The sequence below is a fragment of the Pseudomonas sp. KT_2_4 genome (assembly GCF_041410225.1).
Taxonomy (GTDB): domain Bacteria; phylum Pseudomonadota; class Gammaproteobacteria; order Pseudomonadales; family Pseudomonadaceae; genus Aquipseudomonas; species Aquipseudomonas paracarnis.
This window is the reverse complement of the sequence record NZ_CP166962.1, coordinates 3,309,716-3,335,274: the sequence shown is the minus strand read 5'-3', so window position 1 is coordinate 3,335,274 and position 25,559 is coordinate 3,309,716. Positions and strand designations below refer to the sequence as shown.

Annotated in this window: 22 protein-coding genes; 12 read left to right on the top strand and 10 right to left on the bottom strand. The window is 60.4% G+C overall.

The genetic code is table 11. The features are described from left to right. Positions 1 to 315: 315 nt before the first annotated feature. A complete protein-coding gene (locus tag AB9N64_RS15485) occupies positions 316 to 1,692 on the top strand; it encodes an L-serine ammonia-lyase (protein ID WP_014720257.1) in 1,377 nt (458 codons plus the stop codon). A gap of 528 nt (positions 1,693 to 2,220) precedes the next feature. Next, positions 2,221 to 3,324 carry a GlxA family transcriptional regulator gene (locus tag AB9N64_RS15480; protein WP_003194907.1) on the top strand — a complete coding sequence of 368 codons (1,104 nt, stop codon included), beginning with the start codon at positions 2,221 to 2,223 and terminating at the stop codon, positions 3,322 to 3,324. 87 nt (positions 3,325 to 3,411) lie between these two features. Here AB9N64_RS15480 and AB9N64_RS15475 read toward each other — a convergent pair whose 3' ends face one another. The 5 genes from AB9N64_RS15475 to AB9N64_RS15455 all read right to left on the bottom strand — a co-directional run bounded on the left by AB9N64_RS15475 (position 3,412) and on the right by AB9N64_RS15455 (position 7,457). Beyond that, positions 3,412 to 3,675: a hypothetical protein gene (locus tag AB9N64_RS15475; RefSeq protein ID WP_060766814.1), complete on the bottom strand. Its 264-nt coding sequence runs from the start codon at positions 3,673 to 3,675 to the stop codon at positions 3,412 to 3,414. Between the two features lie 223 nt (positions 3,676 to 3,898). Then, positions 3,899 to 4,393 carry a thioesterase family protein gene (locus AB9N64_RS15470; protein ID WP_014720255.1) on the bottom strand — a complete coding sequence of 165 codons (495 nt, stop codon included), beginning with the start codon at positions 4,391 to 4,393 and terminating at the stop codon, positions 3,899 to 3,901. Positions 4,394 to 4,495: 102 nt separating this feature from the next. Further along, positions 4,496 to 5,461 carry an L-carnitine dehydrogenase gene (locus tag AB9N64_RS15465; protein WP_102665905.1) on the bottom strand — a complete coding sequence of 322 codons (966 nt, stop codon included), beginning with the start codon at positions 5,459 to 5,461 and terminating at the stop codon, positions 4,496 to 4,498. A 75-nt stretch (positions 5,462 to 5,536) separates the two neighbouring features. Then, complete coding sequence (locus AB9N64_RS15460; RefSeq protein ID WP_058410796.1) at positions 5,537 to 6,424, bottom strand: 3-keto-5-aminohexanoate cleavage protein; 888 nt, start codon at positions 6,422 to 6,424, stop codon at positions 5,537 to 5,539. Positions 6,425 to 6,512: 88 nt separating this feature from the next. Then, a complete protein-coding gene (locus AB9N64_RS15455; RefSeq protein WP_032902304.1) occupies positions 6,513 to 7,457 on the bottom strand; it encodes a choline ABC transporter substrate-binding protein in 945 nt (314 codons plus the stop codon). 195 nt (positions 7,458 to 7,652) lie between these two features. On the opposite strand from AB9N64_RS15455, the gene AB9N64_RS15450 reads away from it, so the two are divergent. Both AB9N64_RS15450 and AB9N64_RS15445 read left to right on the top strand, forming a co-directional pair. Continuing rightward, positions 7,653 to 8,597, top strand: coding sequence for a GlxA family transcriptional regulator (locus AB9N64_RS15450; RefSeq protein ID WP_166406143.1), 945 nt, complete (start codon positions 7,653 to 7,655; stop codon positions 8,595 to 8,597). 68 nt (positions 8,598 to 8,665) lie between these two features. Continuing rightward, positions 8,666 to 9,844: an AAA family ATPase gene (locus tag AB9N64_RS15445; protein ID WP_038451791.1), complete on the top strand. Its 1,179-nt coding sequence runs from the start codon at positions 8,666 to 8,668 to the stop codon at positions 9,842 to 9,844. 31 nt (positions 9,845 to 9,875) lie between these two features. On the opposite strand, the gene AB9N64_RS15440 is transcribed toward AB9N64_RS15445, so the two are convergent. Further along, positions 9,876 to 10,292: a DUF3010 family protein gene (locus AB9N64_RS15440; RefSeq protein WP_014720249.1), complete on the bottom strand. Its 417-nt coding sequence runs from the start codon at positions 10,290 to 10,292 to the stop codon at positions 9,876 to 9,878. A 190-nt stretch (positions 10,293 to 10,482) separates the two neighbouring features. Between AB9N64_RS15440 and AB9N64_RS15435 the strand changes: the two genes are divergently transcribed. Further along, entirely contained in the window at positions 10,483 to 11,445 is a 963-nt protein-coding gene (locus tag AB9N64_RS15435; protein WP_014720248.1) for a tyrosinase family protein, read from the top strand. Positions 11,446 to 11,488: 43 nt separating this feature from the next. Here AB9N64_RS15435 and AB9N64_RS15430 read toward each other — a convergent pair whose 3' ends face one another. Beyond that, positions 11,489 to 11,890, bottom strand: coding sequence for a lysozyme inhibitor LprI family protein (locus AB9N64_RS15430; protein ID WP_014720247.1), 402 nt, complete (start codon positions 11,888 to 11,890; stop codon positions 11,489 to 11,491). Positions 11,891 to 12,108: 218 nt separating this feature from the next. Between AB9N64_RS15430 and AB9N64_RS15425 the strand changes: the two genes are divergently transcribed. From AB9N64_RS15425 to AB9N64_RS15400, 6 genes are all read left to right on the top strand, one after another. Beyond that, complete coding sequence (locus AB9N64_RS15425; protein ID WP_014720245.1) at positions 12,109 to 13,086, top strand: dipeptidase; 978 nt, start codon at positions 12,109 to 12,111, stop codon at positions 13,084 to 13,086. A gap of 78 nt (positions 13,087 to 13,164) precedes the next feature. Continuing rightward, complete coding sequence (locus AB9N64_RS15420) at positions 13,165 to 13,695, top strand: DUF5943 domain-containing protein (RefSeq protein ID WP_005792152.1); 531 nt, start codon at positions 13,165 to 13,167, stop codon at positions 13,693 to 13,695. Between the two features lie 15 nt (positions 13,696 to 13,710). Beyond that, complete coding sequence (gene dgcA / locus AB9N64_RS15415) at positions 13,711 to 15,771, top strand: dimethylglycine demethylation protein DgcA (protein ID WP_014720244.1); 2,061 nt, start codon at positions 13,711 to 13,713, stop codon at positions 15,769 to 15,771. A 137-nt stretch (positions 15,772 to 15,908) separates the two neighbouring features. After that, positions 15,909 to 17,852: a dimethylglycine demethylation protein DgcB gene (dgcB, locus tag AB9N64_RS15410; RefSeq protein WP_019817451.1), complete on the top strand. Its 1,944-nt coding sequence runs from the start codon at positions 15,909 to 15,911 to the stop codon at positions 17,850 to 17,852. Continuing rightward, positions 17,852 to 19,072: an electron transfer flavoprotein subunit alpha/FixB family protein gene (locus AB9N64_RS15405; RefSeq protein WP_014720242.1), complete on the top strand. Its 1,221-nt coding sequence runs from the start codon at positions 17,852 to 17,854 to the stop codon at positions 19,070 to 19,072. Before dgcB ends, AB9N64_RS15405 begins: the two co-directional genes overlap by 1 nt. Before the next feature lie 4 nt (positions 19,073 to 19,076). Further along, complete coding sequence (locus AB9N64_RS15400) at positions 19,077 to 19,853, top strand: electron transfer flavoprotein subunit beta (protein WP_165901703.1); 777 nt, start codon at positions 19,077 to 19,079, stop codon at positions 19,851 to 19,853. 73 nt (positions 19,854 to 19,926) lie between these two features. Here AB9N64_RS15400 and AB9N64_RS15395 read toward each other — a convergent pair whose 3' ends face one another. The 3 genes from AB9N64_RS15395 to gbcA all read right to left on the bottom strand — a co-directional run bounded on the left by AB9N64_RS15395 (position 19,927) and on the right by gbcA (position 23,561). Next, on the bottom strand, positions 19,927 to 21,147 hold the full coding sequence (locus AB9N64_RS15395; protein WP_371359509.1) for a lytic polysaccharide monooxygenase: 1,221 nt from the start codon (positions 21,145 to 21,147) through the stop codon (positions 19,927 to 19,929). 51 nt (positions 21,148 to 21,198) lie between these two features. Continuing rightward, positions 21,199 to 21,411 (bottom strand): prepilin-type N-terminal cleavage/methylation domain-containing protein, encoded by a 213-nt coding sequence (locus AB9N64_RS15390; protein WP_019817447.1) that lies wholly within the window; start codon positions 21,409 to 21,411, stop codon positions 21,199 to 21,201. Between the two features lie 854 nt (positions 21,412 to 22,265). Next, positions 22,266 to 23,561: a glycine-betaine demethylase subunit GbcA gene (gbcA, locus tag AB9N64_RS15385; protein ID WP_014720238.1), complete on the bottom strand. Its 1,296-nt coding sequence runs from the start codon at positions 23,559 to 23,561 to the stop codon at positions 22,266 to 22,268. 282 nt (positions 23,562 to 23,843) lie between these two features. On the opposite strand from gbcA, the gene gbcB reads away from it, so the two are divergent. Continuing rightward, positions 23,844 to 24,944, top strand: coding sequence for a glycine-betaine demethylase subunit GbcB (gene gbcB, locus AB9N64_RS15380; RefSeq protein ID WP_014720237.1), 1,101 nt, complete (start codon positions 23,844 to 23,846; stop codon positions 24,942 to 24,944). Positions 24,945 to 25,559: the final 615 nt, after the last annotated feature.

Genomic DNA, 25,559 nt, shown 5'->3' with positions numbered 1-25,559 from the left:
AGTCGAGACTGATCATGTACCAGTGAAAATCTGACGCCTACAGGGGGCGTCGTATCCAGTACAGGGAGGGTCGCATCCAGTACCGATGACGTCGCTTACAGGTTTTTCCTAAGGTAAAACTGCTGTTTTTACCCGTCTGCACCGCAAAAAACGGCCAAAACTGGCGTTCGCACGCGAGCGCCGCTGGTGAGCATGAGTGCGTCGGTGTGAGACGCCGTGATGACGAATAAAAGCTTGATGATGCCGCCATCTGGGCGATCTGAGCGTAGCACCTCGTTCAAGCCCGGCCCGTGCTTATCGAGGAGTTTCACGTCAATGGCTATCAGCGTTTTCGACCTGTTCAAGATCGGCATCGGGCCTTCGAGTTCGCACACCGTGGGGCCCATGCGCGCCGCGGCGTTGTTCGTTCAAGGGTTGCGTGAGCGTGGGTGGCTGGAACAGGTGCAGCGTGTCGAAGTGCAACTGTACGGCTCGCTGTCGGCCACCGGCATCGGCCACGGCAGCGACACCGCCACCATCATGGGCCTGATGGGCGAATGGCCAGACGCAATCGACCCCACGCAAATCGGCGCCCGCATTCACACCCTGCGCGAAACCGACACGCTGCTGCTGGACGGGCGTTTGCCGGTGCCCTTTGTGTGGGCGCGGGACATGCGCTTGCTCGACGAAAACCTGCCGTTCCATCCCAACGCCATGACCCTGGTGGTGTTTGGCGAAAACGGCGAGCTGCACCGCGACACCTATTACTCGGTGGGTGGCGGTTTCGTGGTGGATGAAGCCCAGGCCCAAAGCGGTGTGGCGGACATGGACCGTACCGAGCTGCCCTATGATTTTTCCAGTGCCGTGGAGCTGTTGCAGCTGTGCAAGACCCACAACCTGCGCGTTGCCGAACTGATGCTGGCGAATGAAAAAACCTGGCGCAGCGAAGAAGAAATCCGCAGCGGCCTGATGAAACTCTGGCGCGCCATGCAAGATTGCGTGGAGCAGGGCCTCAAGCACGAAGGTATCCTGCCCGGCGGCTTGAACGTGCGCCGTCGCGCTGCCAAGTTACACCGCAGCTTGCAGGAGCTGAACAAGCCCAATGTGATCGGCTCGACCTTGAGCGCCATGGAATGGGTCAACCTGTTCGCCCTGGCGGTCAACGAAGAAAACGCCGCCGGTGGGCGCATGGTCACGGCGCCCACCAACGGCGCGGCGGGAATCATCCCGGCGGTGCTGCACTACTTTATGAAGTTCAGCGAAGAAGTCACCGAAGCCAACGTGGTCGACTACCTGCTGGGCGCGGCGGCGGTGGGCATCCTGTGTAAAAAGAACGCCTCGATTTCCGGTGCCGAAGTCGGTTGCCAGGGCGAGGTCGGTTCCGCGTGCGCCATGGCAGCAGCCGGGTTGGCTGAAATCCTCGGCGCCACGCCGGAGCAACTGTGCAACGCCGCTGAAATCGGTTTGGAACATAACCTTGGCCTGACCTGCGACCCGGTGGGCGGCCTGGTGCAAGTGCCGTGTATCGAGCGCAATGCAATTGCGGCGGTGAAGGCGATCAATGCGGCGCAAATGGCGTTGCGGGGCGATGGCCAGCACTTCATCTCGTTGGACCGGGTGATCCGCACCATGCGTGACACGGGGGCCGATATGCATGACAAGTACAAAGAGACATCGCGGGGTGGGTTGGCGGTGAGTGCGGTTGAATGTTGAGTCAGTGACATGATCGTTCCCACGCTCCGCGTGGGAATGCCGCCCCGGACGCTCCGCGTCCCAGGGGTGACGCAGAGCGTCACAGGATGCATGCCCACGCAGAGCGTGGGAACGAGCCGTAGTGCTGACACAATTGCTCACAAAGTGAACACCCTCAGCCAAAATCGCCACCTTTTAGCGCGTCGCAAATAGATAAGTAGCTTCCGAACGAATTCCTCCACGATCACACGCCTGATGTGCTTTGGGTGACAGACTTCTCCTACGCCCGCAAAGCGCCTTCCCACAAGTGCTACCGATCTGCTCACACCCCTTGAACCCCGCCCGTTATGCGTCATATCCCGCACTTCACGCGTGGGCTCATATAGACGCATAAACAGGTCGTTTTCAGGAGTTCTTGAATAGCCATTCAATTTTAGGCATGGCATTTGCTCTATCAATTTCAAAGCCTCGCCTTTCCAGGACGAGTGCAATAACAAGAGCCTCGCCTGAGGCCACCACCCGCTTTGTGTGATGTGAGGAGATACCGCGATGACGTCGACCAACTCCGGGGCCCAACCCCAGAACCGTGCGCCTCAATCCATCGGCTTTTTGCTGCTGGACAATTTCACGCTGATTTCCCTGGCGTCAGCCGTGGAGCCACTGCGCATGGCCAACCAGCTGTCCGGCCGCGAGCTGTATCGCTGGACAACCCTGAGTGTCGACGGCAACCAGGTGTGGGCCAGTGATGGCCTGCAAATCACACCCGATGCCTCCATGCACAAAGCCCCCGTCCTGGACACGGTCATCGTGTGCGGCGGCGTCGGTATCCAGCGCACCGTCACCCGTGAACATGTGTCGTGGCTGCAAAGCCAGGCACGCCAGTCTCGTCGCCTTGGCGCGGTGTGCACCGGCAGCTGGGCCCTGGCCTGCGCCGGCTTGCTCGATGGCTTTGATTGCAGCGTGCACTGGGAATGCCTGGCGTCGATGCAGGAAGCCTTCCCGCGGGTGGCCATGAGCACGCGTCTGTTCACCCTCGATCGCAACCGCTTCACCAGCTCCGGTGGCACCGCGCCCCTGGACATGATGTTGCACCTGATCAGCCGCGACCACGGCCGTGAATTGTCGGCCGCCATCTCCGAGATGTTCGTGTACGAACGCATCCGCAACGAACAGGATCACCAGCGTGTGCCGCTCAAGCACATGCTTGGCACCAACCAGCCGAAGCTGCAGGAAATCGTCGCGCTGATGGAAGCCAACCTCGAAGAGCCGATCGACCTGGACGAACTGGCGGTGTATGTCGCCGTGTCGCGCCGGCAGTTGGAGCGGCTGTTCCAGAAATACCTGCACTGCTCGCCGTCGCGTTATTACCTCAAGCTGCGCCTGATTCGTGCACGGCAGCTGCTCAAGCAGACCCCCATGTCGATCATCGAAGTCGCGTCGGTGTGCGGGTTTGTGTCCACGCCGCACTTTTCCAAGTGCTACCGCGAATACTTCGGCATTCCGCCACGGGATGAACGCGTAGGCTCCAACACCACCCAGCAAGTGGCGATGATGCCGATTCCGCCGGCACTGGTGTTGTCACCGTTGTCGGGGCCGATGTCGGCGTTGAGCCAGGCGCGCAATGAGTCGACCTTTGCCAGTGTAAGGCTCTAGACCGAGCCGTCTGCATCGCAGGCAAGCCAGTTCCCACCTTGGAATGCGTTCCCCTGTGGCAGCTGGCTTGCCTGCGATAGCGGTATTTCAGGCGCCAGAGCTTTGTTTGAACTGCATCAGCGCCGGCAGCAACTGCTTGTCGATCGCCTGCCTCACCGCTGGCAAAATCGTCGCGCTGCCGCTGTACATCTGTTCCACCATGCCCTTGAGCGCCTTGGCCCGCGCTTCGCTCAACCCGCGCACCGCACATTCGCAGGCCTGCTCGGCGGTAGCGCCGCTGGACACGTCAAAACCCAGGGAGCGCAGTTGGCTCAGCAGGTCATCCTGGTCAATCAAATCCGCGTGCATCATGACGGTCATCCTGGTGTAGGGAGCGGGAATGACTTGGATTCTGGTAGGCCCCAGGACTGGCGGCAAGGGCAGAATCCACCGATGGCTCGGATGGCTATGAACAGGTCGTTTTCGAGGTGCTTGACCCGGCCCGTAACGGGCACACTGAACCCAGGCACGCAGCTTGAAGGTTTGGTCACCCTCGAAATGCACGGCTCACACAAAGCACTCTGCCCCGATCCCGTCACGGCTGGATCGGGGCTTTTTTTTGCGCGGGCAGCCCGATCACCCGGCCGAGTAGGGCTGGCCGGGGTAGATCGGCGTGTGCCTGGCTGAGAGCGATGAGTTTTTCCAGGGTCGCGCCGGCAAACGGCGCCGACTGCGGCCCGGCCAGATCGACATGCAGCAGCATCTGTTCGTTACCCGCCAACTCGCGCTCTTCGCCCACAAGGTGCAGGCTGTGATAGAGGTGCAGGCGCTTGGCGTCGTGGGCGATCAGTTGGGTATGCACCTCAACCTCGGCGCCGAGCTTTACCTCATGCAGATAGTTCAGGTGCAACTCCAGGGTGAACAGCGAGTGGCCGCTGGCTTCGCGGTTTTCGCTGTCCAGCCCCAGGGTGTCCATCAGCGCATCGGTGGCGTAGCTGAAGATCAGCAGGTAGAACGCGTCACGCAGATGGCCGTTGTAGTCAACCCAGTCGGGCAGGATTTTGGTGGTGTAGGTGGTCAGTGCGGGCATGGCATGAATCCAATTTGGTATGCGGTCAAATGTGGGAGCTGGCTTGCCTGCGATAACAAGGGTGAGGCCAACGCCATCGCAGGCAAGCCAGCTCCCACAGGGTTATTCGGCGAAGCTCATGCCGTGCTTGGCCTTGGTTGTTTTTACGGCTTCCAGCACCGCCAGCAGGCAGTCATCACGATAGCGCTCCAGCGCCGAGATGCTGCGGTTACCCAACTGCTCAGCGGTGCCATCGACCACATCATCAATCAGCTTTTCAGTCAATTCAGGCGCCGGTAGATAAGTCCACGGCAACTGCAACGCCGGGCCGAACTGGGCCATGAAGTGGCGCATGCCAGCATCGCCGCCCGCCAGCGTGTAAGTGAGGAAGGTGCCCATGAACGACCAGCGCAACCCGGCACCAAAACGAATGGCATCGTCGATTTCGCCGGTGGTCGCCACCCCGTCATTGACCAGGTGCAGCGCCTCTCGCCACAGCGCTTCCAGCAGGCGGTCAGCAATAAACCCAGGCACTTCCTTGCGTACATGCAGCGGGCGCATGCCGAGGGATTCATACACGCTGATTGCTGCCTGGATCGCCTCTGGCGCGGTGTTTTTACCGCCCACTACCTCTACCAACGGCAACAGGTAGACCGGGTTAAAGGGGTGGCCGACCACGCAGCGTTCCGGGTGGGTAGAGCCCTCATAGAACTCGCTGGGCAACAGCCCAGAGGTGCTCGAACCAATCAAGGCATTCGGCTTGGCCGCGGCGCTGATCTGGCTGTGCAATTGCAGCTTCAACTCCAGGCGTTCGGGAGCGCTTTCCTGGATGAAGTCGGCGTCTTTTACGCAGTCTTCGATGGTAGCGACAAAGCTCAGGCGGTCCTGGGAGGCGCCGGGCGCCAGGCCCTGTTGTTCAAGGGCGCCCCAGGCGTTGGCGACGCGTTTACGCAAGGCCGCCTCGGCACCGGGGGCGGGGTCCCAGGCCACTACATCCAGGCCATGGGCAAGAGCACGGGATACCCAGCCGCTGCCGATGACACCGCTGCCCAACGCAGCAAAGGTTTTGATTTCGGTGATAAAGCGCATGGCGACATTCCTGAAAAGTTCGGTAATTCCTTGTGGGAGCCGGGCTTGCTCCCACAGGGTTGTGTGGTGTCTGTGTTAGCCGCGTGGGGTCAGGCCCATCTTGATGCGGCCTTCGGCTGGGGTCAGGACCCGTGCGCCCAACCGGCTGAGAATTTCACTGGCGCGTTCCACCAGTTGGCCATTGGTGGCGAGCACGCCCTTGTCCAGCCACAGGTTATCCTCCAGGCCCACCCGTACGTTGCCCCCCAACAGCACGGCTTGCGCGGCCATTGGCATTTGCATGCGACCAATCCCGAACCCTGCCCACACCGCGTCGGCGGGCAGGTTGTCGACCATGGCTTTCATGGTGGTGGTGTCGGCCGGTGCGCCCCAGGGAATGCCCAGGCACAGTTGGAACAGCGGGTTATCCAGCAGTCCTTCCTTGATCATCTGCTTGGCGAACCACAGGTGGCCGGTATCGAAAATTTCCAGCTCAGCCTTTACGCCCAATTCCTGGATACGTCTGGCGCCAGCCCGCAGTTGCGCCGGGGTGGACACGTAAATGGTGTCGCCATCGCCGAAGTTCAGCGTGCCGCAGTCCAGGGTGCAGATTTCCGGCAGCAGTTCTTCAACATGGGCCAGGCGGGTCAGCGGGCCGACCAGGTCGGTATTGGGCCCGAACTCCATGGGATTCTCGCCGCCACCGATCTCCAGGTCGCCACCCATGCCGGCGGTGAGGTTGACGATGATGTCGATGTCGGCCTCGCGGATGCGCTCCATCACTTCGCGGTACAGCGCGACGTCGCGACTGAACTTGCCGGTCTCGGGGTCGCGTACGTGGCAATGCACGACCGTGGCGCCGGCCTTGGCGGCCTCCACGGCAGCGGCTGCGATTTGTTTGGGTGTGACCGGCACGTGGGGGCTTCTGGCGGTCGTGTCGCCAGCACCGGTGAGTGCGCAGGTGATGATGACGTCGTGGTTCATGAGGCGGTTCCTTACAGGCGGGTGATTTCAAGGCGCAGGGCGCCGTGTCGCGGCCTGGAGCGGCTGCGACACGGTGGTCCAAATAGGGTTATTTGCGGGTCAGTTGCAGGTTGGCAGCAGCCGGCTTGCCGTCGAAGGTGGTCACACCCTCCAGCCAGCGCGCCTGGTCTTGTGGGTGATCCTTGAGCCACTGCTTGGCGGACTCGATGGCGTCCTTGTGATCCAGCAGCGGTTGCATCATGCGGCTCTCGTCGGCGGCGGTGAACGTCAGGTTGGTCAGCAACTTATGCACGTTGGGGCACTGCTCGGCGTAGGCCGGCGCGGTCACGGTCCATACGGTGGCCATGCCTTCGTTCGGGCCCAGGGCATCTTCGCTGCCGGTGAGGTAAGTCATCGCCACATTCACGTTCATCGGGTGCGGCGCCCAACCAAAGAACACCACGGCTTCCTTGCGGCGCACGGCACGGTCCACGGCCGCCAACATGCCGGCTTCGCTGGACTCCACCAACTGGAACTTGCCCAGGCCGAACTGGTTCTTGGCGATCATCGCCTTGATCTGCGTATTGGCGCCCGAGCCCGGCTCGATGCCATAAATCTTGCCGCCCAGCTCTTTCTCGAACTTGGCGATGTCGGCAAAGGTTTTCAGGCCCTTGTCCGCCAGGTAGGTGGGTACTGCCAGGGTGGCGCGGGCGTCTTGCAGGCTGGGTTTTTCGAGGACCTTGACTTGCTTGGCGTCGACGAACGGTGTGATGGTCTGGGTCATCAGCGGGTTCCAGTAGCCAAGGAACAGGTCCAGGCGCTGATCACGTATACCGGCAAAGATGATTTGCTGGGACGCGCTGGTTTGTTTGGTTTTGTAGCCCAGGCCGTCGAGCAGTACTTGAGCCATGGCGCTGGTGGCGATGACGTCAGTCCAGTTCACCACGCCCATGCGCACGTTCTGGCAAGAAGCGGCGTCCGCTGCCATGACGGTGTTACTCAAGATGGCGCTGGCGCTGAGTGCGAGTGCGCAGCGGCTGATCAGTCGGTTCATGGGTGGAGCCCTCGGCAGGTCGTTATTGTGGGTGCCGGCGTCTTTGTGCGCCGTGGGATCACGTTACGCAGCTTGGCGCTCCGCAAAGCGCACGGCGGCGACCCGCTCTTGCACTGCAGCGACCTGTGCTCTTGAATGGCCGGTTGAACTGGCGTATCACAGTGACCACGCTGCCCGTCCGACGAGAGCGCCACCATGTCCCAGGATGTCTATTTCTTGCTGATGCCGGGGTTCTCGGCCCTCGGTTTTATCTCCGCGCTGGAACCGTTACGCGTGGCCAATCGCTTTCGCGGCGAGCTGTACCGCTGGCACATCTTGAGTGCCGATGGCGGCGCGGTACTGGCGAGCAACGGCATGTCGGTCAACGCCGACGCCGCGCTTGAACCATTGAAAAAAGGCGCGACTTTACTGGTGGTGGCTGGCTTCGAACCCCTGCAGTTCGCCACGCCCGCCCTGGAGCATTGGCTGCGCCGCCTCGACCATGAGAGTGTGACTCTTGGTGCCATCGACACCGGCGCCTGCGTGTTGGCCGAAGCGGGCCTGCTTGACGGCCACCGCCTGACCTTGCACTGGGAAGCCATCGACGCCTTCAAGGAGGCCTATCCGCACCTGAGCGTGACCCAGGAACTGTTCGAAATCGACCGGCGCCGCATCACCTGCGCCGGCGGGACCGCGTCCATCGACTTGATGCTCGATCTCATCGCCCAGGCCCACGGCCCGGAGCTGGCGATCCAGGTTTCCGAGCAATTCGTACTTGGCCGCATCCGCCCCCGCAAGGACCACCAGCGCATGCAGATCGCCACGCGCTACGGCATCAATAACAAGAAACTGGTGCAGGTGATCGGCGAAATGGAACAGCACACCGAACCGCCCCTGAGCACCTTGGCCCTGGCCGAAACGATCAAGGTCACCCGACGCCAACTGGAGCGGCTGTTTCGCCTGCACCTGAATGACACCCCCAGTAATTTCTACCTGGGCCTGCGCCTGGAAAAAGCCCGAAAACTGCTGCGCCAGAGCGACATGAGCGTGCTGGAAGTGAGTATTGCGTGCGGGTTTGAGTCACCGTCGTATTTCACCAGGAGCTATCGCGCAAGGTTTGCCAAATGCCCGCGGGAGGATCGGCGACGGGAGGTGGTTTGACGGACAATTATAGTCAATTATACTCTTGGCTATAATTTATAGTCATTTCCATAATTGAGTATAAAACCATGTCCAAGCACAGCGGCTTTGTGTTTCGCCGCCCCACCCTGGCAAGCAGTATTGCCGATGGCCTGGTGGGGGCCGGTATTCAGGATTTCACCTCCGGCCTGTTTCTCGCGGCGCCCCGACGCACGGGCAAAAGCACTTTTCTGCGCGAAGACCTGATTCCGGAATGTCAGCTGCGGGGCTGGCTGGCGGTGTATGTCGACCTGTGGGCCGACAAGGAAAAAGACCCCGCCGAGCTGATCGCGAGTGCCATTGCGGGGGCATTGGTGCCGTTTGAAAAGGGTATTCGCAAACTGGCAAAAAACATTGGCATCGAGAAACTAAGCTTTCTGCGTACGCTTTCCTGGGACTTTACCAAGCCACAATTGCCTGTCGGTGCGACGCTGACCCAAGCGTTGGAATTGCTCCATAGGGCTGCAGAAAAACCCGTTGTACTGGTGATTGACGAAGCACAGCACGCATTAACCACCGAGTCAGGTATCAATGCGATGTTCGCGTTGAAGGCTGCCCGGGATCAGCTCAACCAAGGCCGTGACGAGGAGGGCAGCGGTTTGCGCCTGGTGTTTACCGGATCCAATCGCGACAAACTCGCCCATTTGGTATTGGGTAAAAGCCAGCCATTCTTCGGTTCCAGCATCACGCCGTTTCCGCTGCTGGGCAAAGCGTTCACCCAGGCCTACACCGTGCACCTCAACGCGCACCTGGCCCAGAACAACCAATTCAACGCGGCTGATATTGATGAGGCGTTTGAGCGGGTAGGTCGGCGTCCCGAGATGTTGCGCACGATCATCGGTGAAGTCGCATTGGAGTTGGGCGAGGCGAGCAATCTTGGCCAACTGCTGCACAGTCGCGCAGAATTGCTGCGCGCGGGTGTATGGACCGAGTTCGAAAGCGCCTGGAACGCCCTGACCATCCCGCAGCGCGCCGTGCTGGAGGTGATGGTGGAGCGTTCTCAAAACAACGAACCCTTCGCGCCATTCACCGATAGCACCCTCACGGCGGTCAGCAAGGCGCTGGAAAAGATGGGTAGCGACGTGGTGCCGGGTACCCAGACCATCCAAGCCTGCATCGATGCCCTGCGCGACAAGGAACTGGTGTGGAAGTCGAGCCGAGGCGGCTATGCCCTGGAGGACAACACCTTCGGTGACTGGCTGCAACACAAGAGCCTTACACCGCGCTAAAAGGCCGGCTTCTAACGAGAGCGGAGGTGGTTTATTTCTTTACCAGGGCCGAGCATGCCGCCTTGTAGGCTTCATGCTGATACTTGTTAAGCGTCGCTGGCAGATCAAAGGTGTGCTTTTTGTTCTGCGCATTGATGGTCTGCGGCGACAACAGCGTCACCTCCACCCCCTCCAGCAGTTGAAGCACCCCTTCAATCTTGAACGTCGTTGGGCCACCGGCGAATTCACCTTTTTTGCTGCGCTTCTTGATGGCGATGCGAGTGATGGCGTTGTCCTGCACAAACGCTTTCACCTGAGCGGCGAAGGCTTTGACGTTGGCCGCTTCATCGTCATCGTCGAGGGCGATTTTCTTGGTCGCCAGGGCGACGTGGGTCAGCGCCTGGTTGTCCAGGGCGGCGAGGGCGATGATGGCTTCGCTGCCTTTGATTTCGATGCCGCAAATAATCATGGCGTTGCCTTGAGCAGGAAAAGAGGGCACGGATGGTAACAGGCTCGGTTCGTTCGAGAGGAGCTGACCATCCGTCGGAGATAGTGCTGATACTGTCAGATCTGACAGTAGATCTTGATGGGTTCCCCAACTAGATTCGCAGCAGGGGCCGGTACGCGGTCCCATGTTTTTGCGACGAGGCGGGCGGGCAATGAATATTCGCAAGGAAATTCGAAAACTGAGCGGGCCTGAACGGCTAGCGTTTACCAATACGCTGTTGGCCCTTAAGGGTAATGGCGGATACGACAAGTATGTGCATTGGCATCACGCAGTGATGGTACCTACCGTTCACCCTGATGAACCCCAAGATCCCGACTATCGTAATGGCGCCCACTTGGGGCCGGCTTTTTTACCCTGGCATCGTGAAATGTTGTTGCAGTTGGAAGCCGACCTTCAGGCCATCACGCCCGGTATCACGCTGCCTTACTGGGATTGGACATTGGACGCGGCAGACCCGACGAATTCGCCGGTGTGGGAGCAAAGCCTGCTGGGGGGTGACGGTGACGCTGCCGATGAATTCAGGGTGCAGGATGGACCCTTCGCGTACCGATACGGCAATTGGCCGGTGCCTGCCTATCCGGAAGATGGGCTGCCGGGGGCGGGGTTAAAGCGCCAGTTCTCACGTTTGGTCAACTCGCTGCCGACGGCCGCGGACTTGCAGATGGCAATGAATGAAGAGCTGTATGACGAGCCGAACTACACGTCGAGTCCGTTCAATAGAGGCTTTAGAAACCGACTCGAAGGCTGGATCACTCAGAAGGGCGACCCGCAAGTCACCACCCCTGGTTCTCAATTGCACAACCGCGTCCATTTATGGATTGGCGGCAACATGCTGGCGATGACCTCGCCCGAAGATCCAGTATTTTTTCTGCATCATTGTTTCATCGACAAAATCTGGGCCGACTGGCAGGCGCAAATGATGCTGGATAAGCCCGCACTGGCGCCTCATTACTGCCCGATGCAGGATGGCCCCACCGGGCATAATTACGATGATGTGATCAAACCCTGGACTCGTCGTATCCGTGAGGTGATGGATATCACCGAGCTGGGGTATGCCTACGAGCCAGCCTCACCCTTGACCAAAAGGCCGTTCAAGTCACCTTTCATGGCTTGAGCGTGGCGCAGCCCTTTGCGCGGCCTGGTCGCGTGAAGGGTGTTTACTCCTGCCCAATCGACTCCAAAAACTCCGACCGCTCATCACTCATCCGCGCCAGGCAGTCGTTGTGCGCAATCGCATAGGCCTTGGTGCCGGTCACTGCCGGGAAGGTGTCCACCGCACAATCGGCGTCACGCAGTTTTTCCCATTTCTGCTGCGCGTCCTTCAGACGGGCGGTAATGTCCGCCAGTTTGGTCTTGTCGCTGCCGTAGGTCGAACCCATGCGCTCCAGCAACCCCTGATAGTTATCCTTGAGCAATTGCTCGGCGGTGGTTTTGTTATAGGTGGCGCATTCCAGGGTTTGCTGGTCGTTCTCGATGCCGTCGCACGGCGTGCTGTCGGTGTCTTCGGCCGCGTGGGCGGTGGTTGCGATGAGTGCCAAAGCCAGGAAAATCGATTTCATTGCGCCGTCTCATATCACGTGATGCGCAATTCTGGCTCAAGCGTAAGACAAAGAACAGCCGACCGTGGGGCCTGTCTTCGCAGGCTTTGTCGCGGATTGACGCTTTCGGCAATTCCCCTGTCGTTTTTGCACCCGGCTCCGTCGGTCCCTGGGCATATGCTGGCCCCAAAGCGCCGGCAGACGATTCGGCGCATGAATCGCCAATAAGGGGACGCCTGATGAGCCCAGCCGAGTTGCACGCCGACAGCATCGTTATCGACGGTCTGATTATTGCCAAGTGGAACCGCGACCTGTTCGAAGACATGCGCAAAGGTGGCCTCACCGCCGCCAACTGCACGGTGTCGGTGTGGGAAGGCTTCCAGGCCACGATCAATAACATCGTTGCCAGCCAGACCCTGATCCGTGAGAACAGCGATCTGGTGATCCCGGTGAAAACCACCGCTGACATCCGCCGCGCCAAGGAGCAGGGCAAGACTGGCATCATCTTCGGTTTCCAGAATGCCCATGCCTTTGAGGACCAGCTCGGCTATGTCGAGATCTTCAAGCAGCTCGGCGTTGGCGTGGTGCAGATGTGCTACAACACCCAGAATCTGGTGGGCACCGGTTGCTATGAGCGCGATGGCGGCCTGTCGGGTTTCGGTCGTGAGATTGTCGGCGAGATGAACCGCGTCGGCATCATGTGCGACCTGTCCCACGTGGGCTCCAAGACCAGCGAAGAGGTCATCCTCGAATCGAAAAAGCCAGTGTGCTACTCGCACTGCCTGCCGTCCGGGCTTAAAGAGCACCCGCGCAACAAGTCCGATGAAGAGCTGAAGTTCATCGCCGACCATGGCGGTTTTGTCGGCGTGACCATGTTTGCGCCGTTCCTGGCCAAGGGCATCGATTCGACCATCGACGACTACGCCGAAGCCATCGAATACACCATGAATATCGTCGGTGAAGACGCCATCGGCATTGGCACCGACTTCACCCAGGGCCATGGCCAGGATTTCTTCGAAATGCTCACCCATGACAAGGGCTACGCCCGCCGCTTGACCAGCTTCGGCAAGATCATCAACCCGCTTGGCATCCGCACCGTGGGTGAGTTCCCCAACCTCACCGAGACCCTGCTCAAGCGCGGCCACAGCGAGCGCGTGGTGCGCAAGATCATGGGCGAGAACTGGGTCAACGTCTTGAAAGACGTCTGGGGCGAATAAGCCACTGCTCGCTTAATCCTTCACCCGCCGCCATCCGCGTGGCGGGCATCAAAACGAATTTTCTGGAGTTAAGTTTCCATGGCCAAGATCGCCCCGCAATTGCCAATTGAAGTCGACAGCGAAACCGGTGTCTGGACCTCCGACGCCCTGCCGATGCTGTATGTGCCACGCCACTTCTTCGTCAACAACCACATGGGTATCGAAGAAGTGCTGGGCGCTGATGCCTACGCCGAGATCCTTTACAAGGCCGGCTACAAATCCGCCTGGCACTGGTGTGAAAAAGAAGCCGAATGCCACGGCCTGGAAGGCGTCGCGGTGTTCGAACACTACATGAAACGCCTGTCGCAACGCGGCTGGGGCCTGTTCAAAATCCAGGACATCGACTTGGACAAAGGCACCGCCAGCGTCAAGCTGGAACACTCGGCGTTCGTCTATGTGTACGGCAAGGTCGGCCGCAAGGTGGACTACATGTTCACTGGCTGGTTTGCCGGCGCCATGGACCAGATTCTTGAGGCCCGTGGCAGCAAGATCCGCACTGTCGCCGAACAAGTCTACGGAGGCTCCGAAGAGGGCCACGACGATGGCCTGTTCACCGTCAAACCGTTGTAAGCCGAGGACCGTGCCATGGCTTTCGAAGCAATGTTCCAGCCGATCCAGATCGGCAAACTGACCATCCGCAACCGCGTGCTCAGCACTGCGCATGCCGAGGTGTATGCCACCGACGGCGGCATGACCACCGACCGCTATGTGAAGTACTACGAAGAGAAAGCCAAGGGCGGTATTGGCCTGGCGATCTGCGGTGGCTCCTCCGTGGTGGCCATCGACAGCCCGCAGGAATGGTGGGCGTCGGTGAACCTGTCCACCGACCGCATCATCCCGCACTTCCAGAATCTGGCCGATGCCATGCACAAGCATGGCGCCAAGATCATGATCCAGATTACCCACATGGGCCGGCGTTCGCGTTGGGACGGCTTCAACTGGCCGACCCTGATGTCGCCGTCCGGCGTGCGTGAGCCGGTGCACCGTGCCACCTGCAAGACCATCGAGCCGGAAGAAATCTGGCGTGTGATTGGCAACTACGCCCAGGCTGCGCGTCGGGCCAAGGCCGGTGGCCTGGACGGGGTGGAGTTGTCGGCTGTGCACCAGCACATGATCGACCAGTTCTGGAGCCCGCGGGTCAACAAGCGTACCGACGAATGGGGCGGCAGCTTCGAGGGCCGCATGAAGTTCGGCCTGGAAGTGTTGAAGGCCGTGCGTGCCGAAGTGGGGGATGACTTCTGCGTGGGCATGCGCCTGTGCGGTGACGAGTTCCACCCGGACGGCTTGTCCCACGAGGACATGAAGCAAATCGCCAAGTACTACGATGACACCGGCATGCTCGATTTCATCGGCGTGGTGGGCTCGGGTTGCGATACCCACAACACCCTGGCCAACGTCATCCCGAACATGAGCTACCCGCCGGAACCGTTCCTGCACCTGGCGGCCGGCATCAAGGAAGTGGTCAAGGTTCCGGTGCTGCACGCGCAGAACATCAAGGACCCGAACCAGGCCACGCGTATTCTGGAAGGCGGCTATGTGGACATGGTCGGCATGACCCGTGCGCACATCGCCGACCCGCACCTGATCGCCAAGATCAAGATGGGCCAGATCGACCAGATCAAGCAGTGCGTGGGCGCCAACTACTGCATCGACCGCCAGTACCAGGGCCTGGATGTGCTGTGCATCCAGAACGCTGCGACCTCCCGTGAATACATGGGCGTGCCGCACATCATCGAGAAGTCCACCGGGCCCAAGCGCAAGGTGGTTGTGGTGGGGGCCGGCCCGGCCGGGATGGAAGCCGCGCGCGTGGCGGCTGAACGTGGCCACGACGTGACGCTGTTCGAGAAAAAGGAGTTTATCGGCGGGCAAATCACCACGGCATCGAAAGCGCCGCAACGTGACCAGATCGCCGGTATCACTCGTTGGTATCAACTGGAGCTGGCGCGTTTGAAAGTCGACCTGCGCCTGGGTGTTGCAGCCGATGCCGAGACCATCCTGGACGTGCGTCCGGACGTGGTGGTGCTGGCGGTGGGCGGGCACCCGTTCATCGAGCAGAACGAACACTGGGGCGCCGCCGAAGGCTTGGTAGTGAGCAGTTGGGACGTGCTCGACGGCAAGGTTGCGCCGGGCAAGAACGTGCTGGTGTACGACACCATCTGTGAATTCACCGGGATGTCGGTGGCCGACTTCCTGGCCGACAAAGGCAGCCAGGTGGAGATCGTCACCGACGACATCAAGCCAGGCGTGGCAATCGGCGGTACGTCGTTCCCCACGTACTACCGCAGCATGTACCCCAAGGAAGTGATCATGACCGGCGACATGATGCTGGAAAAGGTCTACCGCGAGGGCGACAAGCTGGTGGCCGTGCTGGAAAACGAATACACCGGCGCCAAAGAGGAGCGGGTGGTCGACCAGGTGGTGGTGGAGAACGGCGTGCGTCCGGACGAGGCCATTTATTACGGGCTCAAGGAAGGTTCGCGCAACAAGGGCCAGATCGACGTTGAAGCGCTGTTTGCGATCAAGCCGCAGCCATGCTTGAGCGAGGCGGGCGAGGGGTACTTGCTGTTCCGCATTGGTGACTGTGTGGCCCAGCGCAATACCCACGCCGCCATCTATGACGCCCTGCGCTTGTGCAAGGATTTCTGACGCACCTGATCGTTCCCACGCTCTGCGTGGGAATGCCGCCCTGGACGCTCCGCGTCTGCTTTTAAGGTCGTGACGCAGAGCGTCACAGGATGCATGCCCACGCAGAGCGTGGGAACGATCTTAGTGGGAGCTTCACCATGCTGAATACCCTTCTTCCCATCCTGCTTTTTGCCGCCCTGGGCCTCGCCGTCCTCGGCGCCTTGCGCCGGGTGAACATGTGGCGCCGTGGCCGCTCGTCCAAAGTCGACCTGCTGGGCGGCCTTTTGGCCATGCCCAAGCGCTACATGGTCGACCTGCACCACGTGGTCGCCCGTGACAAATACATCGCCAACACCCACGTAGCCACGGCGCTCGGCTTTGTGCTGTCGGCGCTGCTGGCGATCCTGGTGCACGGCTTCGGCCTGCAGAGCCGCATTCTTGGCTATGCGCTGCTGCTGGCATCGACATTGATGTTTGTCGGCGCGATCTTCATGTACCTGCGCCGCCGCAATCCGCCTGCCCGCTTGTCCAAAGGCCCGTGGATGCGCCTGCCGAAAAGCCTGATGGCGTTCTCGGTGAGCTTCTTCCTGGTGACCTTGCCGGTGGCCGGGATTCTGCCCGCCGATTTCGGCGGCTGGCTGCTCGCGGCTTTGCTGAGCGTGGGCGTGCTGTGGGGCGTGTCCGAAATGTTCTTCGGCATGACTTGGGGCGGGCCGATGAAACACGCCTTCGCCGGTGCCCTGCATCTGGCCTGGCACCGTCGCGCCGAGCGCTTTGGCGGTGGCCGCTCCACCGGGTTGAAACCGTTGGATCTGAGCGATAAAACCGCACCGCTGGGCGTGGAAAAACCCAAGGACTTCACCTGGAACCAACTGCTCGGCTTCGACGCCTGCGTGCAGTGCGGCAAGTGCGAAGCGGCGTGCCCGGCGTTTGCCGCCGGCCAGCCATTGAACCCGAAAAAACTCATCCAGGACATGGTGGTCGGCCTGGCGGGTGGCACCGATGCCAAGTTCGCCGGCAGCCCGTACCCCGGCAAACCAGTGGGCGAACACGGCGGCAACCCGCACCAGCCGATCGTCAACGGCCTGGTGGACGCCGAGACCCTGTGGTCGTGCACCACCTGCCGCGCCTGCGTGGAAGAGTGCCCGATGATGATCGAGCACGTGGACGCCATCGTCGACATGCGCCGTCATCTCACCCTGGAAAAAGGCGCTACGCCGAACAAGGGCGCCGAAGTCCTGGAAAACCTGATCGCTACCGACAACCCCGGCGGTTTCGCACCCGGTGGTCGTCTGAACTGGGCGGCAGACCTGAACTTGCCGTTGCTCAGCGACAAAGGCAGTTGCGATGTGCTGTTCTGGGTCGGCGATGGCGCCTTCGACATGCGTAACCAACGTACCCTGCGCGCCTTCGTCAAAGTGCTCAAGGCCGCCAAGGTCGACTTCGCCGTGCTTGGCCTGGAAGAACGCGACAGCGGTGACGTGGCGCGGCGCCTCGGCGATGAGGCGACATTCCAGCTGCTGGCCACGCGCAATATTCAGACCCTGGCCAAGTACAGCTTCAAGCGCATCGTCACCTGCGACCCGCACAGTTTCCATGTGCTGAAAAACGAATACGGTGCCTTCAACGGCAACTACCGGGTGCAGCACCACAGCACCTTCATGGCCGAGCTGATTGGCGAGGGCGCGCTGAACCTGGGCCAGCACAAAGGCAACAGCGTGACCTACCACGACCCCTGCTACCTGGGCCGCTACAACGGTGAATACGAGGCGCCGCGCCAAGTGCTGCGGGCGTTGGGTATCGAGGTCAAGGAAATGCAACGCTCGGGCTTCCGTTCACGCTGCTGCGGTGGCGGTGGCGGCGCGCCGATCACAGACATCCCCGGCAAGCAACGTATCCCCGATATGCGCATGGACGACATCCGCGAGACCGGTGCCGAACTGGTGGCCGTGGGTTGCCCGCAATGCACCGCGATGCTTGAAGGCGTGGTCGAACCGCGCCCGTTGATCAAAGACATCGCCGAACTGGTAGCCGACGCGTTGCTTGAAGACGCCGCGCCGGCCAAAGTCCCCCTCAAGCGTGAACCTGCGGAGGTGCACTGATGAGCGATATTATCCGCCGCGACCCCCGGGCCGAATGGATCGCCCGTAACCGCCTGCACCCGTTGCACGCGGCGATGCAGCCGGTGCAACACAGCTGGATGGGGCCCAACGGTATCATTCGCAAAAACGTGCATGGTGTCGGTTTTATCGGGCCCAACGGCATCAAGCGCATCGACCGCAGCGGTGCCCAGCAGGGCGGCGCGGCCAAGCGCAGCGCGGCAGTGCAAGTGCAATTGCCGCTGCATCAGGTGCCGACCCCGGCGTTCTATATCAACGTGGTGCCGGACATGGTTGGTGGCCGTCTGAGCAGCCACGACCGTGACCTGCTTGGCCTGGCGCGCCAGTTGGCTGGCAGTGACGGCGCGGTATTGGCGGTGGTATTCGGTGAACACAAGGAAAGCGCCTTTGCCACGGCCGGCGTCGACCGTCTGCTGGTGCTGGAAGGGCATGAGTTCGAGGGTTATGCACCGGAGCAACGGGTGCAGGGCCTGCGCGCTGTGGATAACCAATTCAGCCCGCGCCACTGGTTGCTGCCAGATAGCCGCAGCGGTGGTGGCGAACTGGGGCGACGCTTTGCCGCCAGCCTCAAGGAACGCCCGGCGACGCGGGTGTGGCAGATCAAGGGCGAGGAGTGCATCGGCCGTGCCGGTGCCGGCCAGGAAGACCTGGCGCGACCGTTGCCCCGTCTGATCCTCGCCGCCGCCGAATGTGCCGATCCGGTCAGCGAAACCCGCCACGAAGTCTTGCCCGTGGAGTTATCCACAGGCCTGGCGCGCAGTTTGCCGCGTATCGAAGATCTCGGCGCGGTGGCGGTCGACCCGGCCGCGATTCCGATGGCCGAGGCAGAGTTCATTTTCTCCGGTGGCAACGGCGTAAAGGACTGGGCGCTATTCCACCAGACCGCCGCGGCCCTGGGCGCCACCGAAGGCGCCTCGCGGGTGGCAGTGGACGATGGCTTCATGGCGCGCGATCGCCAGGTCGGCGCCAGCGGCACCTGGGTCACTGCGCGGGTGTACGTGGCCGTCGGGATTTCCGGGGCGATCCAGCACCTGCAAGGCATCGGTGCCTGCGACAAGGTGGTGGCGATCAACCTCGACCCAGGGTGCGACATGATCAAGCGTGCCGACCTGTCGGTGATCGGCGAAAGCGCCGCGATACTGCACGCCTTGATCGCGGCGGTCGAGACCTACCGCAACGGCGCCAAGCGCGATGCAGCCTGAGGATATGACCATGACCAACACTGTATTCAGCCTGGTGTCCATCGGCGCTCACCCCACCTCCGGGCGCCCACGCCGTGCCGAGCAGGACGCGCGCGCGGTAGAGTTGGGGCTGCAACTGGCTGGGGATAAGTTGCAGGTGCTGCACGCGGGTGATGTCAGCGAGCCGACCCTGCGCAGCTACCTGGGCATGGGCCTGCCGCAACTGCAGGTACTCGAACAGCCGGCGGGCGCCGATGCGTTGCCGGTGCTCAGCGAGTATCTGCGCGACGCGGGCGCCCAAGTGGTGCTGACCGGAAGCCAGGCAGAAACCGGCGAAGGTTCGGGGATGCTGCCGTTCCTGTTGGCCGAACAACTGGGCTGGCCGCTGATTGTGGGGCTGGCGCAGGTGGAGTCCATCGACGCCGGCGTAGCCCTGGTGCTGCAGGCGCTGCCTCGCGGCCAGCGGCGGCGCTTGAAGGTGCGCCTGCCGTTTCTTGCCACTGTGGATAACGCCGCGCCCAAACCACGCCAGAGCGCCTACGGCCCGGCGCAACGGGGTGAGTTGGCAGCCCATGACGTCGAGATTGAACAGGATGAGTTATTCACAGACGCACTGCTGCAACCGGCCAAACCGCGGCCCAAGCGCCTCAAGGTGATCAAGGCCAAGAGCGGCGCCGATCGTATGAAAGCTGCCACAGCCAAGGCCAGTGGGGGTGGGGGGCAGGTGCTCAAGGGCGTCAGCGCCGAAGAGGGCGCGCAGGCGATTCTCAAGTTGCTGATAGAGGAAGGCGTGGTTCGCTAAGCTCTTCTGAAAAGATAGCGAGGCAAACGCTGTATACACCACAGCGTTTGTCTCGCAACAGACATTTTACTTCTCAGTCTTTCTTATCCCACGCATCGTTCCATTGGCTGCCTACACCAGGTTCGTAATAGCTGGGTGATTGCGAGCACCAGCCGCTATTTGGGTAGGGTTTGCACACATAATTGGCGCCCTTGTTAGATACAACGTCACCTGGCTTGTAAGGGGGGCTCTTGTTCGGCACGTACGCGGGGTATTCCCCACCGCCCGCTTCGACTATCGCCATGGCCTTGGAGTAACCCTTGACCTGTACGAATACCGAATTGACCTGCGGATCAGCCGTGTTGAACACAATGTCATTGCCGTCTTTTTCCCCTACTTTGGCGATGCTTGAAGGGATTTGATTGGCCAGTTGCGGGCCCCATATCTTCGCGTCCAGATTGTTTGCGTCAATGGGCATGGTAATGTCTACGACCTCTTTCGCTTGTGGCGTGTTGTCCAGAATACGGAAGTGAACGGCGTTTCCTGGGGTGAGGTCTTTCATGACGGCATCGATGAATTGCCCCAGATCAAACCACCGCTCGGGAACGCCTGCCCCGATAATATTGATATCACTGCAGTTGTAGAATCCTTCCCCGGCCGGGTCAATTCGTTGCCATTGCACGAAGAGGGTCGCGTTGCCGAATTGTTCTGCAGGGATAGGCACTGGAAATCTGAAGTACCCCGAAGACGAAATGGCAGGCGGCCTGGTGCCCCAGTCGGTTTGAGCGACTGTCAGTTGCTCGGTATGGATAAGGACCAAATCATTCCAGGTCAGCGGTGCTGTGGTCGGATCAAAGCCAGGTTTTGTCAGGAATACCTTTGCAAAACTGGGGACGTGAGGGGCCGTACCGATGATGCGAACGTTCATTTTACCGTCGTGAGGCGTGACGTCCGTCCGGTACCAATCATTTGACACCAAGTTAAGGCCGTCTTTCTTCTTGTCACCTGCTGAACATAGCTGCCCATCTGGAACTGCTTTTTTAACGATTTCCGGGTCGTTATACCCCGGGGCAGCAATTAAATGGGCAACTTCATTCCATTGCTGGCCTGGATACTGTCCGCTTGTTTTGGCTAACGCCGCGCATCCTGGATCGCTGGGGTTTCCCGACCAGAAATCTGGAAGCGCTTTGCAATGAACCTGGCGTGATACCGGCTCATCGACGGCACCGTGTGCCATGACCAACAGGGGGGCCAGAAGCACCGCTGCCAGCAGCCACTTGATGAGAACGTTCGTATGTTGCTGTAAATTATTCATGCTCTAGTCCACCTTCAATTCAGACAAACAAGTTCCGAACTGCTGGAACGCTCAGTGTGTTGTTAGCGTTTTGTAAGCATCGATGGCATAGCGAATTTCTCGCAGCGAACGCTGCAAGTCGAGTTCCCGAATGTGTTGACCCATCAGCGCCGTCAGCGGATAAGCCACTGTCGAAAGCGTGGCCAGTGAGGCCAGCGTCAGTAGTAATTCAATCAGCGTAAAACCTTTGGCGCGGTGATGGCTGGGATTGCCCTGCCACGTCACCGGTCTATCTCCTCTTTTGCGCCAAGGACTTCTGTACTCACCTGGGCCAATGGATATAACTGCAAGAAAGAGTGTAGATGAAGTTTAAATTTGAGCGTTTCCGCACAAGGAACGGACAAGCGGGCAATTACCCACAATCGCTGTGCACGTGCCTGTGGATAAGGTGTTTGTGTTTGTCCGCAGGGCACGTATTTAAGGGCCTGTGCGCTATTGGCTGAAAAATGATCAGGCTAAGTGGCGGTTTTCTCTAGGGTTTTGCTGTGGATAAAGCTAAGCGGATTTTATAACTTGCCCCCAAAGTCTGTTGGCGGATCTGTGGATAAGATGTTCGCTATCCGTTGTAGGCCAGGTAATACGAGGCCTACAGAGGGTTGGTTAAAAAATCACCAAAACACTGTATTTAACCCTTAAAACGTCTCATGACCCGCGGAAATAGCGACTTTAGGTGGTTTTCCACAGCCCAGACAAAGTTGCCCCCAAAGTCTGTTGGCGCATCTGTGGATAAGGTGTTCGCTTACCGCTGCAAGCCACGCCAAACAAGGCTCTTGGAGGTTTGATCAATAAATGATCAGCTTGAGCTGAAACCCGGAAGTTTGAATAAGTCACGGATTTTCTTGATTTAATTTTCGTCCACGACGCAATTGCCCACAATTGCTGTGGGTGGCTTTGTGGATAAGTTGTTGGGTAAAGGCTGGAGGGCAGGGTGGTAAAGGGCTGTATCAGAGCTGATCGAATTTTGAACAGCTAATCTGTCCTAATGTGGGAGCTGGCTTGCCTGCGATAGCGGTCTATCAGCCAATACAGACTTTGACAGACACCATGCCATCGCGGGCAAGCCCACTCCCAAACAAGCGTTATTCGTGAGCAGCTACGCCTTTGAGATAAGGCGCCGGCGCCGCACCCAGGTTGCTCAGCATGCGCTCGCTGTACCAATCCACAAAATTAACCACGCCAAATTCATAGGTCTTGGAGTACGGGCCGGGTTGGTAAGCGGTGGAGTTGATCCCGCGCTGGTTCTCTTCGGCCAGGCGGCGGTCCTGGTCGTTGGTGGCGTCCCACACTTGGCGCATGCGTTCCACGTCGTAGTCCACGCCTTCCACGGCGTCCTTGTGCACGATCCACTTGGTGGTAACCATGGTTTCCTGGGCGCTGATGGGCCACACGGTGAACACAATGATGTGGTCGCCCATGCAGTGGTTCCAGGAGTGCGGCAGGTGCAGGATGCGCATCGAGCCCAGGTCCGGGTTCTTGATGCGGCCCATGAGCTTGGCACAACCTTGTTTGCCATCCAGGGTCATCGACACGGTGCCCTTGAGTAGCGGCATGCGCACAATCCGGTTACGCAGGCCGAAGCTGGCGTGGGCGTAAGGGATCTTCTCGGCATCCCAGGCGGCGGCGGAGGCGGCTACGTGGTCCTTGAACGCCTGGTCGGCACGTGGGTCGGTAACGTCGTCCCATTCCAGCAGGGTTTTCAGCAGTTCCGGGTGCGAGGCGTTGCAGTGGTAGCACTCGCGGTTGTTTTCCAGCACCAGCTTCCAGTTGGCTTTTTCGAACAAGGTGGTCTGGATCGCCACCTTGGTGTTCTCCATGTCGTAGGGCTCCATGTAATGGCTGAGCGTCGACAGGAAGTCATCGATGGCCGGCGGGTTTTCGGCCAGGCTGATAAAGATATAGCCGCCAGCGGTCTTCACGTTCACCGGCTTCAAACCGTACTGCTTCATGTCGAAATCGGCGCCCATCTCGGTGCCGGCGAACAGCAGGCGGCCGTCCAGCTCGTAGGTCCACTGGTGGTAGTGGCAAACCAGCTTGGCGACCTTGCCCTTTTCGCTGGTGCACAAGCGCGAACCACGGTGGCGGCACACGTTGTGAAACGCATGCACCACGCCATCGGCACCCCGGATCACGATGATTGGGTTCTTGCCCACTTGCAGGGTCAGGTAGTTGCCCTTGGTAGGAATTTCGCAGGTCATGCCGGCGATCAACCACTCTTTCTGGAAGATCTCCTGCATGTCGATATCGAACAGCCGCTCATCAGAGTAGAACGGCTGCGGCAGCGAAAAAGTGCGCTCGCGCTCTTGCAGCATTTGCGCGGTGGCCTTGCGTGCGGGTTCCAGCGGATCGCCCAAGCTTAAGGTTGCGGTGACGTCCATCGTGTGTGTCCTCATGGCCATTCTGTGTGGCCGGCGAATAGTGGCTACGGTTGGTGCTGTGCAAGGCGTAAAGAACGCGTCTTTGTTGGGAGCGAGTGTGGGCCCGGCGTAACGTCGAACCTTATCCATGGGCGACATGGCCCAATCTGATCCCGACGCGCAAGCCCCTGTCTTTGGGGGCTGGTCGCCGTAAGTATGTGAATGTCGCAGATAGGTAAATGGGTGGTTCTCGCGTTACGCAGAATCGCCACCATAAGGCCGACGTCGGCGGTGGAGAACAACATGTCCAATAATTTCCTGAATCCGGTAACCACCCAGACCTGGGCCAATGGTCGGCACATCGTCCGCTGCGTCAAAGTCATCCAGGAAACCTGGGATGTGCGCACCTTCTGTTTTATGGCCGATCAGCCGATCCTGTTCTTTTTCAAGCCGGGGCAGTTCGTCACCCTGGAGCTGGAAATCGAAGGCCAGCCGATCATGCGTTCGTACACCATTTCCAGCTCACCGTCGGTGCCTTACAGCTTCTCGGTGACCATCAAGCGCGTACCGGGCGGCCGGGTTTCCAATTGGCTGCACGACACTTTGCACGAAGGCCAGGAGTTGGCGGTGCACGGCCCGGTCGGGCTGTTCAATGCCATCGACTTCCCAAGCCCGAAAGTGCTGTACCTCAGCGGTGGCGTTGGGATCACGCCGGTGATGTCCATGGCGCGCTGGTTTTACGACACCAACGCGAACGTCGACATGACGTTTATCCACAGCGCCCGCTCGCCCAAGGACATCATCTATCACCGCGAGCTGGAGCACATGGCGTCGCGGATCGACAACTTCAGCCTGCACCTGATTTGCGAAAAACACGGCCTGGGCGAACCCTGGGCCGGGTATCGCGGCTATCTGAACCACAAGATGCTGGAGCTGATGGTGCCGGACTTCCTTGAGCGCGAAGTGTTCTGCTGCGGCCCTACGCCGTACATGAACGCGGTGAAGCGTTTGCTGGAAGTTGCCGGTTTCGACATGACGCGTTATCACGAGGAATCGTTTGGCGCGACGCCGCCCGAAGCCCGTGCCGATGCGGTGGAGCAGGCCGAGCAAGCGGCGGATGCGCCGGAGATCGATCTGGCAGACCTGCATCAAGTGGAATTTATCGCGTCCGGCAAAAGCATTCGCGTGGCACCGGGGGAAACGGTGCATGCCGCAGCGGCCAAGCTCGGCCTGCTGATCCCCAAGGCCTGCGGCATGGGCATCTGCGGTACGTGCAAGGTGATGAAACTGGGCGGCGAAGTGGAGATGGAGCACAACGGCGGGATTACCGAAGAAGACGAGGCTGAAGGCTACATCCTGTCGTGCTGCAGTGTGCCGAAGGGTGATGTACGCATCGAATTCTGATCTGCTCGTTCCCAACGCTCTGCGTGGTAACGCCGCCCAGGACGCTCCGCGTCCGGCCGCATTGAGGGTGTGACGCGGAGCGTCACGGGCTGCATTCCCACGCGGAGCGCGGGAGCGATCTTCCCGGCAGCAGGCACATGCTCGTTCCCACGCTCTGCGTGGTAACGCCGCCCGGACGCTCCGCGTCCGGGCGCGTTGAGGGTGTGACGCGGAGCGTCAAGGGCTGCATTCCCACGCGGAGCGCGGGAACGATCTTCCCGGCAGCAGGCACATGCTCGTTTCCACGCTCTGCGTGGTAACGCCACCTGGGACGCTCCGCGTCCCGCCGCAGTTGAGGGGTGACGCGGAGCGTCACGGGCTGCATTCCCACGCGGAGCGCGGGAACGATCTTTCCGGCAGCAGGCACATGCTCGTTCCCACGCTCTGCGTGGTAACGCCGCCCGGACGCTCCGCGTCCGGCCGCGTTGAGGGTGTGACGCGGAGCGTCACGGGCTGCATTCCCACGCGGAGCGCGGGAGCGATCTTCCCGGCAGCAGGCACATGCTCGTTCCCACGCTCTGCGTGGTAACGCCACCTGGGACGCTCCGCGTCCCGCCGCAGTTGAGGGGTGACGCG